9 protein-coding genes are annotated in these 14,009 nt (G+C 35.8%); 6 read left to right on the plus strand and 3 right to left on the minus strand.

Annotated elements, in window-relative coordinates; genetic code table 11:
• Positions 1-157 precede the first annotated feature (157 nt).
• The 4 genes from WH188_RS00230 to WH188_RS00245 all read left to right on the plus strand — a co-directional run bounded on the left by WH188_RS00230 (position 158) and on the right by WH188_RS00245 (position 6,929).
• Positions 158-1,741 carry a peptide MFS transporter gene (locus tag WH188_RS00230; protein ID WP_132772002.1) on the plus strand — a complete coding sequence of 528 codons (1,584 nt, stop codon included), beginning with the start codon at positions 158-160 and terminating at the stop codon, positions 1,739-1,741.
• 61 nt (positions 1,742-1,802) lie between these two features.
• Entirely contained in the window at positions 1,803-3,395 is a 1,593-nt protein-coding gene (locus tag WH188_RS00235; RefSeq protein ID WP_132772001.1) for a peptide MFS transporter, read from the plus strand.
• Between the two features lie 182 nt (positions 3,396-3,577).
• The gene (locus WH188_RS00240; protein ID WP_021189744.1) at positions 3,578-5,344 is read left to right on the plus strand and encodes a peptide MFS transporter; all 1,767 of its coding nucleotides are present in this window, start codon (positions 3,578-3,580) and stop codon (positions 5,342-5,344) included.
• Positions 5,345-5,396: 52 nt separating this feature from the next.
• The gene (locus WH188_RS00245; RefSeq protein WP_132772000.1) at positions 5,397-6,929 is read left to right on the plus strand and encodes a peptide MFS transporter; all 1,533 of its coding nucleotides are present in this window, start codon (positions 5,397-5,399) and stop codon (positions 6,927-6,929) included.
• Positions 6,930-6,993: 64 nt separating this feature from the next.
• Here WH188_RS00245 and WH188_RS00250 read toward each other — a convergent pair whose 3' ends face one another.
• Entirely contained in the window at positions 6,994-7,995 is a 1,002-nt protein-coding gene (locus WH188_RS00250; RefSeq protein WP_132771999.1) for an acyl-ACP desaturase, read from the minus strand.
• A 182-nt stretch (positions 7,996-8,177) separates the two neighbouring features.
• On the opposite strand from WH188_RS00250, the gene WH188_RS00255 reads away from it, so the two are divergent.
• The gene (locus tag WH188_RS00255) at positions 8,178-9,416 is read left to right on the plus strand and encodes a cysteine desulfurase (protein ID WP_206368643.1); all 1,239 of its coding nucleotides are present in this window, start codon (positions 8,178-8,180) and stop codon (positions 9,414-9,416) included.
• 16 nt (positions 9,417-9,432) lie between these two features.
• Positions 9,433-9,852 carry a SufE family protein gene (locus WH188_RS00260; RefSeq protein WP_168128031.1) on the plus strand — a complete coding sequence of 140 codons (420 nt, stop codon included), beginning with the start codon at positions 9,433-9,435 and terminating at the stop codon, positions 9,850-9,852.
• A gap of 107 nt (positions 9,853-9,959) precedes the next feature.
• On the opposite strand, the gene odhB is transcribed toward WH188_RS00260, so the two are convergent.
• Together odhB and WH188_RS00270 are read right to left on the minus strand one after the other, a co-directional pair.
• Positions 9,960-11,192 carry a 2-oxoglutarate dehydrogenase complex dihydrolipoyllysine-residue succinyltransferase gene (gene odhB / locus WH188_RS00265; protein ID WP_132771997.1) on the minus strand — a complete coding sequence of 411 codons (1,233 nt, stop codon included), beginning with the start codon at positions 11,190-11,192 and terminating at the stop codon, positions 9,960-9,962.
• A gap of 65 nt (positions 11,193-11,257) precedes the next feature.
• Positions 11,258-13,996 (minus strand): 2-oxoglutarate dehydrogenase E1 component, encoded by a 2,739-nt coding sequence (locus WH188_RS00270; RefSeq protein WP_132771996.1) that lies wholly within the window; start codon positions 13,994-13,996, stop codon positions 11,258-11,260.
• Between the last annotated feature and the right edge of the window lie 13 nt (positions 13,997-14,009).

Here is a 14,009-nt window from a genome sequence, read left to right on the forward strand (position 1 = left end):
TCATGTCGCCAGCGTGTTGAAGTATGACTTTTAAATGCTTAAGATAAGGCAAAAACAGTTTTATGAAAAATTCGATTGTTCATACGGCAACTGAATTAAATTAGTATTTTGCAACTCCTTATTTAAAGAAAAACAAATATTAAAACAAACCAAAAATATGAATCAGGTAAAAGATGATGCTCTTGCCAAGCATTTGCATCAGCTGCAAGTAGAAAACATTTTAGTAAAAGGTCATCCAGCGGGTTTATTTGTTTTATTTTTTACTGAAATGTGGGAACGTTTCAGTTATTACGGTATGCGCGCTTTGCTGACAATTTTCTTAATTAGTGAAATTTCAAGTGGGGGATGGGGATGGACGAATGCTGAAGCGATGAAGCTGTATGGTCTTTATACTGGTTTTGTGTTTTTAACTCCGCTCATCGGAGGAGTAATTGCTGATCGCCTGCTTGGATATAAAAATGCAATTTTAATTGGTGCCTTAACGATGACCATAGGTCACGCTTCCATGGCGTTGGAAGGAATAAATTCTAATTTTTTCTTTCTAGGATTAGTACTTATGATTTTAGGTAATGGAATGTTTAAACCCAATATTGCTTCGATGGTTGGAAAATTATATCCCGATTCTAGTAGTAAGAAAGATGCCGGTTACACTATTTTTTATATGGGTATCAACGGTGGTGCATTTTTGGGTATGATGTTATGCGGTTATATCGGGGAGAAAGTTGGTTGGCACTTTGGTTTTGGCTTAGCAGGTGTTTTCATGTTCTTGGGTATGTTGCAATTTTATTTTGCTCAAAAGATATTTGGAATTATAGGCGATTCGCCCCAATTGCAACAAGTTGATCAGGTAAAAGAAATAGATGATCCTAATGAGTTAAAAACACCTGCACATGTAACCCGTGACCGATTAATTGTTATCGGTATTTTTATGTTTGCGAGTATTATTTTTCATTTAGCTTTCGAGCAAGCTGGAGGATCAATGACAATTTTTGCAAAGAATTACACTCAACGTGTTCTCGAGGGAAATACTGCGATTATTTTTAAATGGGTCGATGCGGCTTTGACGGTATTTCCAATACTCGTCGTTTCCGCCGTTTTATTTGCTTTAGCAAAAAAGATCTGGTCCAAGTATCCACTTATTGTCATATGTTCGGCACTTTCATTTTTAATTATCTGGATACTTTGCGGTTGGAAATTATTTAGGGAATTCAATTCGTTGAGTTCTGAAGTTACTGTCTCTTGGTTTCCAATGCTAAACTCGTTTTTTATCATTACTTTAGCGACCTCTTTTAGTCGTATCTGGGAAAGAGTTTGGAATCCTTCGGGGCCTATAAAGCTTGCTTTAGGTTTAGCAATTGTTGGTTTAAGTTTTGCAGCGTTGGCCTATGGCAGTTTAGCTATCCCTCAAGGGGCTAAAACAGCTTCAGTGAGTATGATCTGGTTGGTATTGGCTTATTTTCTTCAGACAGTTGGAGAGCTCTGTTTATCACCAGTTGGTCTTTCTTATGTAAGTAAATTATCGCCTCAGAAAGTCATTGGTCTTCTATTTGGTATCTGGTATTGCGGAAATGCGATTGCCAATTTTATAGGAGGTTTTATAGGTTCTTACATAGATGATATTACGGCAACACACTCTATGTCTTATTTCTTTGGTATGTTTACCGTTGTTTCTTTTATATTTGCCTTAATATTGGTTTTGTGTAGTTCGGGGATTAAGAAAATGATGCACGGTATTCATTAATCCATAACTTTTTGTTAATTTGCTAAAATTTTAAACTTAGATAACCCTATTAATATATTATATGTATCAAGAAAGAGATGAAGCTCTTGTTATCCATTTGAAAAAACAAGGTGTGGACGATAAGATGGTAATTGGACATCCTGCGGGATTATTTGTCCTATTTTTTACCGAAATGTGGGAACGTTTTAGTTATTATGGCATGCGTGCTTTACTGACATTATTCTTAATCAGTTCTCTTGCTGATGAAGGATGGGGATGGAGTAATGAGGAAGCCATGAAGCTTTATGGACTTTATACTGGTTTGGTTTATTTGACACCATTAATTGGTGGAATGATAGCTGATAAGTTGACTGGATTTAAAAAAGCAATTTTAATTGGTGCATTGATTATGACCATGGGCCATTTATCTATGGCTTTTGAAGGGATAAACCAAAATTTCTTTTACGTTGGCCTTGGTTTAATGATTCTTGGTAATGGTATGTTCAAACCAAATATTTCCTCCATGGTTGGAAATCTTTATCCAGATGCTAGTGCTAAGAAAGATGCGGGATACACGATATTCTATATGGGTATTAATGCGGGATCTTTTCTTGGTATGTTACTTTGTGGTTATATTGGAGAGAAGGTTGGCTGGCACTACGGATTTGGTTTAGCTGGTGTTTTTATGTTTTTTGGAATGTTGCAATTCTACTTTGCCCAGAAGATTTTTGGTGTCATTGGTGAGTCTCCAAAAGCTACCAAAGCTTTTCATGATGAAAAGATAAAAAATCACGAAGAAGAACCTGAGGAAGTGATTCCTCCAAATGTGGTAAGGGACCGTTTGATTGTGATTGCGGTATTAATGATTGCAAGTATCGTTTTCTTCTTAGCATTTGAGCAGGCAGGAGGATCAATGTCTATTTTTGCTAAAGATTATACACAACGTGTTCTTTCGGGAAACACAGCTACTACTTTTAAATGGATAGATACCATTTTAACCATTGCACCAATGGTTATTGTTAGTGTTGTCTTGTTTGCATTAGCAAAACGTATCTATAAGCAATACCCATTAACTATTATATTTACAGGAATTTCATTTGCAGTTATCTGGTGTTTAGGTTTATGGAAAGTTTTTAGAGAATTTGGCGCTACAGAAACAGAAGTAGCTGCTTCATGGTTCCAAATCTTAAATGCTTTTTTTATCATTTCATTAGCAAATTCATTTAGTAAGTTTTGGGAAAAGGTCTGGAATCCATCAGGTCCAGTGAAATTTGCTTTAGGACTTGCTTTGGTAGGTGTCGGTTTTGCCGCTTTAGCTTACGGCGCAAGTGAAATACCTCAAGGAGCTAAGACTGCAACTGTGAGTATGATCTGGTTGATTATTGCTTATTTCTTTCACTCTACAGGAGAATTATGCTTATCGCCAGTTGGTCTATCTTATGTAAGTAAGTTATCTCCTAAGAAATTATTAGGTCTATTGTTTGGATTTTGGTTCTGTGCATCTGCAATCGCTAATTTTATAGGTGGTTACTTAGGATCATATATTGATAAAATTACTGCTGAACATTCTATGTCATACTTCTTTATGATTTTTGCCATTGTTCCAGCAGCTACAGCTTTAATTTTATTAATTCTAAACCCAGTGTTAAAGAAAATGATGCACGGTATCAATTAATCTGTGCTCATTATATAATATTTAGAAGAGGCGTTTCGGTAGAGACGTCTCTTTTTGTTTTTAAATGATGCCTTATAATAGAGATAATACAATTATTCAGTAAAAAATGCGATTGTTTTTTGTTTCTTTGTAGACTGTTAATACATTTTTTTAATACGCATAAATAGATTTAAATTATTGATATGAGTCAAGCATCTAAGGCTTCATTTTCAGGAGGGACGACTTCTGATTTTTATAAATCAAATGTTTTAGGACAACGATCGGGATTATTTGTCCTATTCTTTACCGAAATGTGGGAACGATTTTCGTTCTACGGTATGCGGGTATTGTTGATCCAGTTTTTGACTGCTGCAGTTCTAAAAGGAGGCTGGGCATGGAGTGCAGAACAAGCCGGAGCATTATACGGTACATATGCGATGATGCTGTATTTAACTCCAATTTTGGGTGGTATTATTGCCGACAAATATATTGGATCACGTAAAGCTGTAATTATTGGATCTATCATCATGACAATCGGTCATGCTTCAATGGCATTTGATACACAGATGATGTTTTTTATTGGTTTAGCATGTTTAGTGATCGGTACAGGTTTCTTTAAGCCTAATATGCCATCTATATTAGGTGAAATGTATAAAGATCTACCTGAAAAGAAAGATGGCGCTTACACGATCTTTTATATGGGGGTCAATGCAGGGGCATTTTTTGGTATGATGCTTTGTGGTTATATTGCTGAAACACAAGGATGGCACTGGGGATTTGGTTTAGCCGGAATTTTTATGCTTTTAGGGACATTACAATTTGTGTTTGCTAAACCTTTAATGGGTAATCTAGGGATATTAGGTAAAGCGAAAGACTTAAGTGCTGAAGATAAATTGTTAGAAGATGCTGACAAAAGAAATCCTTTTACTTCTCTTGATTACATCTTAATAGCTATTATCTCGATCATAGGATTTTTATATGCTTTTAATGATCCATTGTCTAAAAATGGTATTATAGATATGTTTAGTGCATTGGACTTACCATTCCTGAGAGGTCAATACCTGATGATCTTTATTGCTTTAGTTCTTTTCATCTATTTAATTGCATCTCGTATAGGACGATATGATAAAGTTGTAAGGGATAGAATGATAGCTGTGGTATTTCTAGCATTCTTTTTAATATTCTTCTTTATGAGTTTTGAGCAGGGAGCTACTTCATTGGTTATAGTTGCTCGGGATTATATCGATAGAAGTTTAACTGGTGCTGCTTTGACTACTTTTAATATTGTAAATGCGTTATTAACGATTGTTCCTTTGGGACTTATATCTTGGGTATTAATCAAGTTAGCAAAAGCGACATGGAATAAAATTGCTTTATCTAATATCATTTTGATTATTTGTTTTGTACTTATTTGGGGTGCAGCAATCTGGATGTTGAAAAATGAGTTTTCTAAAGAAGCTTCGGAGATTACTGTTTCTTGGTTCTCAACATTAAATTCCTTTTTTATTATTGCTTTAGCTTCAACGGTTTCTAAACTATGGGAGTCTAAGTATAATCCTTCTGCCGCGATGAAATATGGTTACGGTTTAATTTTAGTAGCGATTGGATTTTTGGTCATTGGTTTAGGCTCATGGGGAATTGGTGAGGGTGTTAAAATTTCCATGATTTTTCTAATTCTTACTTATTTATTCCACACTTTGGGTGAGTTATTTATCTCTCCGGTAGGTCTTTCTTATGTTTCGAAACTTGTACCAGGCCGTATGCTGGCTTTTATGTTTGGTATCTGGTATTTAGCTATTGCGATTGCGCAAAAAGTTGCCGCCGTATTAGGTGGACAAGTTGAGACTATTCAGCAGGAATACTCCTTAAGTCACTTCTTCTTTTTGTTTACTGCTATTCCAGCAGCAGCAGGTTTGTTAGTAATGGTATTTAATCCTATTATTAAAAAATTGATGCACGGCGTTAAATAATGAAATCTGATAGAGCTTCCTAAAAAGGAAGCTCTTTTTAATAATAATCGAAATGTCAAAACAAGGACAACAAACATTAGAACAGGTTCAACATTTTGAAGGAAAATATCCAAAGCAGATTTGGAGTTTATTTTTCTCGGAAATGTGGGAACGCTTTTGCTTTTACGGTATGCGGGGTATGCTGGTTTTCTTTATGATCACGCAGCTTAATTTTGCAGAAAAGGAAGCAAATTTGCAATACGGAGCGACTCAGGCTTTTGTATATGCTTTTACTTTTATCGGTGGTTTATTTGCTGATAAAATATTAGGATTTAGAAAATCCCTTTTTTGGGGTGGTACTTTGATGATTGTAGGTAGTGCATTATTAGCAACAGATCCACATCAATTTTTCTTCTTCGGATTAGCATTTATCATTATCGGGACGGGTTTTTTTAAGCCAAATATTTCAACAATGGTGGGTGAATTATATCGCTCGGATGATAATCGAAGAGATGCGGGATTTTCATTATTCTATGCTGGGATTAACTTAGGTGCATTCCTAGGTGGGTACATTTGTGTTGCAATTGGAAAGGGGTATATGCTAGCTTCAGTAATTGATGAAGCACATCGGTGGAATGTTGCTTTTGGTCTAGCTGCTATCGGTATGCTGATCAGTCTCATTAATTTTCATTTTACCAAGTTTCACTTAGGACCTATCGGTTTAAAGCCAGGACATCCAGATGCTATTGTTAAAGTTAAGGCATTACCTAAGTGGGCAGAATATGCTGTTTATCTAGCGACTTTATTATTAATACCGTTAGTGCAGGTGATGGTTTCTAAAACGGAGTATACGGATATTTTTATGTACCTAATCGGTCCATTGACATTGATATACTTGTTCTATGAAATGACAAAACTGAATAAGGTCGAAAGAAATAAATTGATTGCTGCTTTGGTCTTTATTTTATTTTCTATCATTTTTTGGGGAATTTACGAACAGAGTGGTGGTTCATTGAGCATTTTTGCAGCGAAGAATTTGAATGACTCCATGTTAGGTGGATTATTTCATTTAGATCCTAATGGCGTTAATAATTCGGGAGGAGCATTTTTCATTATTATTTTGGCTCCAATTTTTGGACTATTATGGATTTGGCTGTCAAAAAGAAAGATGGAACCGAATACCATTATTAAATTTGGTTTAGGATTTATTTTTCTAGGTTTAGGTTATTACGTATTATTTGGAACTAAATTTTTTGCGCAGGATGGAATCGCATCTTTAGATATCTTTACTTTAGCGCTTTTAGTGATCACTGTTGGTGAATTATGTTTATCGCCTATTGGTTTGTCTATTATGACTAAACTGTCGCCAGGGAAGCTGCAGGGCATTATGATGGGGATGTGGTTTTTAGCAAGTGCTTATGGTCAATATGTAGCGGGTTTAATAGGAGCTAGTATGGCTGAAGCTCGAGAAGGTGATTCTTTGGCGGATAAATTAATCACTTATACGGATAGTTATAAGCAACTGGGTGTTTATTCTTTAATAGCCGGGGTGGTTTTAATTGCTTTATCACCATTGGTGAAGAAATTAATGGGGGGAGTGAAATAATCCACTTCTCCATAATTTTGTGAAATAATAAAAAAGCTCGATAATTAATTATCGAGCTTTTTTATTATTTCTGATCGTAGATCCATTTAAACTTATATTCCGTTTCTGGAACCTTCATTCTGTCTGCTAATCTAAGTAAGCGATCTGGTAGTCTCATTAGATAATCTCTCGCTTTTTCTCCTTTTTCATTTAAACCGGTCACTTGATCGATTTTCCAATCAGCATTTAATTCTTTTAATATATCAACATAATCAATTGCTGTATAGATATTGAGACGTTGTGCTGCATCAGAAAAGTGCGCAAATGCTTCCCCTTGTGGTTCTCCAGACTCTCTTAAGAATTGAGCAGGCATAACAATTTTCTTACGCATCATATCTTCAAAAGCAATCATTACTTCACTAGGGTCAACGACTAATGCATGTGATATAAATGACATATATGCTTTTGCATGACGTGCTTCATCTGAAGCAATAACACCGCACATTTTTGCTAATAATTTATCACCGCTCTTTTTGGAGAGACCTGCGACGCGGCGGTGAGAAACATTGGTTGCTAATTCTTGGAAAGATGTGTAAATAAAGTTACGGTAAGGGTCTGCCCCGGTACCAATATCAAAACCATCTTTTATTAAATATTGTGTTGAGATCTCGAATTGACGCATATCAATTCTTCCTGATAAATATAGATACTTGTTCAGAAGGTCACCATGACGATTTTCTTCAGCAGTCCAAGCACGTACCCATCTCATCCAGCCACCTTGTTCATTTTTCTCTACATCCTCAACCATGGTTAACCACGATTCGTATGTAGGTAACGCTTCTTCTGTAATCGTATCACCAACTAATACAGCAACTAAATCATATGGAAGTTCTCTTGCACTCTCTTGTAAATCTCTAATTTCTTCAAAAAATGTATCTCTAGAAGCATCTGGTAGAAAATCTGCAGGTTGCCACATTTCGTCTACAGGCTTTAAATAATCGCTCATCTCGTTAAGCATGAACGGTTCCAAATAGCTCATAACTTCTTTTCGTGAGCCTTCGGGTAAATTTAGAGGTAATTCTTGCATATCAATACAAAGATAATTAAATAGGTTCAATATTGATTGTATTAGAAAAAAGATTATACGTTTATGTGATAAAAATCAAGTATAGAGGTGGATTAAAAAATTGGGACAAATGTATCGCTATATTTAAAAAGTAGATAGCGAAGACATTTTTTCGCTAAAATACTGTTAACTTTGCTCATATCATGGAGCAAAACAAATTGAAAGATTTCGATGTAAGTAAGATAAGAGCAGACTTTCCAATACTTAAAAGGGAAGTCAATGGAAAGCCTTTAGTTTATTTAGATAATGGAGCGACGACTCAAAAGCCGCAGTCTGTTATTGATGCAATAACTCATTATTATTCAGATATGAATAGTAATGTTCACCGAGGAGTTCATTATTTAAGTCAAATTTCCACGGACGCTTTTGAAGTGACTAGAAGGAATATTCAGTCTTTTATAAATGCTAAGCATGAGCATGAAATCATTATCACTACAGGTACTACCCATAGTATTAATATAATTGCGACTTGTTTTGGTAAAGCGAATATTGGTTCTGGTGATGAGATCATTATTTCTGCAATGGAGCATCATTCGAACATAGTTCCTTGGCAGATGATCTGTGAAGAGAAAGGTGCTATTTTAAAAGTTATTCCTATGAATGAGCAGGGGGAACTGGATATCGAAGCTTATAAAGGGTTGTTCTCTGAAAAAACTAAGATTGCTTCTTTTACTTATGTTTCAAATTCATTAGGTACGATCAATCCTATTAAAGAGATGATTGCTATAGCACATGAACATCATGTTCCTGTTTTATTAGATGCAGCTCAAGCTATTCAACATATAAAAATTGATGTACAAGATCTAGATGTCGATTTTCTTGCTTTTTCTGGACATAAAATGTATGGCCCTACGGGTATTGGAGTTTTATATGGAAAAGAGGATGCTTTGAATGCTATCCCTCCTTACCAGGGTGGGGGAGATATGATTAAAGAAGTGACTTTTGAGAAGACAACGTATAATGAATTACCATTTAAGTTTGAGGCGGGGACACCAAATATTGAAGCAGGTATTTGTTTAAATGCTGCTATCGAGTACATTAATGCTATCGGTATTGATGAGATTGCTTCTTATGAGGAAGAATTATTGACTTACGCACAAGAGCAATTGGAAACTGTACCAGGAATCCGTTTTATTGGTACAGCGGCTCACAAGAGTTCGGTAATCTCTTTTCTGATTGATGGTACTCACCCTTATGATGTTGGGGTTATTTTAGATAAGTTAGGAATTGCAGTTCGTACAGGGCATCATTGTGCACAGCCGGTTATGGACAAATTCGGTATTCCAGGTACAATAAGGGCTTCATTTGCCTTGTACAATACGAAACAAGAGGTGGATACTTTAGTTGCAGGTCTAAAGAGGGCTGCAAATATGTTAGTTTAAAAAAATATAAATAGTAATGACTATTAACGAAATACAAGATGAGTTAATTGAGGATTTTTCTTTTTTTACAGATTGGATGGAAAAATATGAATATATCATTCAATTAGGAAAGGAAGTTCCATTAATAAGTGAAGAACATAAAAAAGATGATTACATCATTAAAGGATGCCAATCGAAAGTTTGGTTATTTCCTGAAGTGAAAGATGGAAAAGTGTATTTCACTGCTGATAGTGATGCAATCATTACAAAAGGCTTGGTGAGTTTGATGGTAAAGGTTTTGTCTGGTCATACAGCAAAAGAAATTGTGGATGCTGATTTATATTTTATTAATCAGATCGGTCTTCATGAACATCTTTCGCCGACTCGTGCCAATGGATTGCTATCCATGGTGAAACAAATGAAATTGTACGCCTTGGCTTTGCAGGCGAGAGCATAAATAAATTAGAACACTATTAAGTTAAGGGTTTAAGTTTTATTAAATAAAAAAATCCCGAGGAGAATAATTCTCATCGGGATTTTCTATTTAATAGCTTTTATTTGTTATTAAACTTCTAATAACAAACGAGCAGGATCTTCTAATAACTGTTTTACACGTACTAAGAAGCTTACAGACTCACGACCATCAATCACGCGGTGATCATATGAAAGTGCGATATACATCATTGGACGGATAACGACTTGACCATTCTCTGCAACTGGACGTTGGATGATGTTGTGCATACCTAGGATAGCAGATTGTGGAGCATTGATAATCGGAGTTGACATCATTGAACCAAATACACCACCGTTCGTAATTGTAAATGTACCACCAGTCATTTCGTCGATCGTTAATTTGTTGTCACGTGCTTTTACAGCTAATGCGCCAATTCCTTTTTCGATTTCATGTAATGACATTGACTCTGCGTTTCTAAGAACAGGAACTACTAATCCTTTCGGAGCAGAAACTGCGATTGAAATATCTGCAAAATCGGAATATACTAATTCATTTTCTTCAATTCTAGCGTTTACTGCAGGCCATTCTTTTAATGCTGTTGTAACAGCCTTAGTGAAGAATGACATGAAGCCTAGACCTACACCATGCTTTTCTTTGAAGGTATCTTTGTATTTAGCACGTAGATCCATGATCGGTTGCATGTTAACTTCATTGAAAGTTGTTAACATTGCTGTTTCATTTTTAACAGAAACTAAGCGTTTCGCAATTGTTTTACGCAATGAAGTCATTTTCTCACGACGTTCGTTACGTGAACCAGCTACAGCAACTGGAGCAGTAGCCTTTGGTGCTTCTTTAGCAGGAGCAGCTGCTTTAGGAGCTACTTGTGCTTTTTCAGCATCTTCTTTTGTAATACGGCCTTCTTTACCTGTACCCTTAATAGTAGCAGGATCAATTCCTTTTTCTCTTAAAATTTTAGCGGCAGCAGGAGAAGCAGTTCCAGCAGCATAAGAATCAGGATTCTCATCAGCAACATTAGCTGTTGCAGCAGGAGTGCTAGCTTTTTCTTCAGAAACAGCAGCTGCAGGTTTTGCATCACCAGCAGGAGAACCACCTTCTTCGATAGTACATACTACAGCACCAATTTCTAAAGTATCACCTTCTTGAGCAATGATTCTTAAAATACCTGCTTTTTCTGCTGGTAATTCAAAAGTTGCTTTATCAGATTCCAATTCAGCGATGTTTTCGTCCATTTCGACGTAATCGCCATCTTGTTTCAACCATTGTGACAAGGTTACCTCAGTAATGGATTCACCTACGGTTGGTACTTTAATTTCTAAGCTCATATATAATGTTCTTTACAGACAATTGCGTCTTTTTGATAAAAGACGCAATTGGATAAAAATTGTTTTTATTCGAATGATTTATTTAAAATGCTAGCTTGTTGTGCTACGTGCTGTTTCATATAACCAGTAGCAGTACTACCGCTTTCCTTACGTGCTACAAATCCAGTGAATGCAATTTCAGTATTCATTAGTTTACGACAGTAGTAAGACCAAGCTCCCATGTTTTCGTTTTCTTCTTGAACCCAAATAAATTCTTTTGCTTTGTTGTATTTTTTACGGATAGCTTTCAATTGTTCCTCAGGAATAGGGAATAATTGTTCTAACCTCACAATTGCAATATCTTTACGTTTATCAGCTTCTTGTTTTTCTAATAAATCGAAGTATACTTTACCAGAGCAGAACAACACACGTTTTACATCTTTTGCATTTACATTTGCATCGTCAATTACCTCTTGGAAAGTGCTGGTCGTGAAATCTTTCAATGAAGAAACAACTTTGGGATGGCGCAACAACGATTTTGGAGTAAACGCTACTAATGGTTTGCGGAATTCACGAACTTGTTGACGGCGTAATAAATGGAAGTAGTTTGCAGGTGTTGTACAGTTTGCTAAGATCAAGTTTTCGTCCGCACAAAGCTCTAAGAATCTTTCGATACGAGCCGAAGAGTGCTCAGGACCTTGCCCTTCCATACCGTGAGGTAATAACATTACTAAACCATTAGAACGTTTCCATTTCGTTTCTGCAGATGATAAATACTGATCCACAATAATCTGTGCACCATTGTAGAAATCTCCAAATTGTGCTTCCCAAATTGTTAATGCATGTGGGTTTGCTGAAGCATAACCATATTCGAAACCTAATACTGCATACTCAGAAAGTAGGGAGTTGTAAATTGAGAATTTATCTCCACCATTGATATTTGCTAATGGTGTGTAAGTTTCTTCTGAATTTTCTAATGTTAATACAGCATGTCTGTGAGAGAATGTACCACGCTGTACATCTTGACCAGAAATACGTACGCGGCTTCCTTCATTTAATAATGTAGCATAAGCCATTAATTCGCCCATTGCCCAATCGTAAGAATCTTTTTCAATCATCTTTGCACGATCTTCGAATAAGCGAGAGATTTTACGGAAGAAGCTTTTATCTTTAGGAAGTGTTGTAATTTCTTTTGCTAACTGTAAGAATGTTTTATCCGATACATTGGTTTTTACAGGTTTGAAAGATTCACCTTTTTTAGCAGGACGAAGACCTTTCCAAGCGCCTGAGAACATTGGAGTTTCTTCTGTTAAGTTAACAACTTCTTTTGATTCTTCTAATTTCTCTTGTAGAATTGCTTTGAAGTCTTTTTCTATTTTTTTAGAATAAGCTTCATCTATACTACCTTCTTCGATTAATTTTTTAGCATAAACTTCCTTTGGATTCGGATGTTTTTCGATCAATTTGTACAGTAATGGTTGCGTAAACTTAGGTTCATCAGCCTCATTATGACCAAATCTTCTGTAACATAATAAATCAATGAAAACGTCAGTTTTATATTTTTGACGGTATTCCACTGCCAATTTAATGGCATATACTAAAGCTTCAGCATCATCACCATTCACGTGGAACACAGGTGAAGAAGTAATTTTTGCAACATCTGTACAGTATGTACCAGAACGGGCGTCTTTATAATTTGTTGTGAAACCAATTTGGTTGTTAATGACAATGTGGATTGTACCACCTGTTTTATAACCATCCAATTTGGACATCTGTGTTACTTCATATACAACACCTTGACCAGCGATAGCAGCATCACCATGAATAGCAATAGGAGCGATTTTAGATGAATCGCCTTCATATTTCATGTCAATTTTTGAACGAACTAAACCTTCAACAATTGGATCTACGGTTTCTAAGTGAGAAGGGTTTGGAGCTAAACTCAAATGGATTGTTTTACCATCATCTGTTTTAACATCTGTTGAATAGCCTAAGTGATATTTTACGTCACCACCAAAGTTAATTTCAGGGTCTTCGGCATAAGTTTTACCTTCAAATTCTGAAAAAACAGTTTTGTAAGGTTTACCCATGATATTTGTTAATACATTTAAACGGCCACGGTGAGCCATTCCGATTACAAATTCTTGGATACCTAATTCAGATCCTTTTTCGATAACAGCATCTAAAGCTGGAATTAAGCTTTCTGCACCTTCTAAAGAGAAACGTTTTTGACCTAAGAATTTTGTTCCTAAGAAACTTTCAAAAGCAACTGCATGGTTTAATTTGTCTAAGATTCTTTTTTTGATGTCTAAAGAATAGGTAGGCTTGTTACGATCAGCCTCCATACGATCTTGTAACCATTTAATTTTTTCCGGGTTACGGATGTATTTGAATTCTGCACCAATTGAGCGACAATAAGTATCTTCAATTAATTGTCTAATATCTTTTAATTTGGCAGGACCTAAGCCAACTTCTACACCAGCATTAAAGATTGTGCTCATGTCAGCTTCAGAAAGACCAAATGTCTCTAATTCTTTTCCAGGATAATATTTGCGACGTTCACGTACCGGATTTGTTTGCGTAAATAAATGACCACGGTCTCTGTAGCCATTAATCATGTTCAAGACATTAATCTCTTTTAAAACATGATCTGGTGTTGCATCTCCAGAAACACCAACACTTTCGCCAGCATTTTGACCAAAGTCAAAACCTTCAAAAAATTTTTGCCATCCAAAATCTACGGATTCTGGATCTTGTTTGTACGCTTGATATAAGCCGTCGATATAGCTCGAATCAGCGTTACTCAAATATGTAAGTTTGTCCATCTATTTGAAAAAA

The organism is Sphingobacterium sp. MYb388, from assembly GCF_037479535.1.
GTDB classification, from domain to species: domain Bacteria; phylum Bacteroidota; class Bacteroidia; order Sphingobacteriales; family Sphingobacteriaceae; genus Sphingobacterium; species Sphingobacterium anhuiense.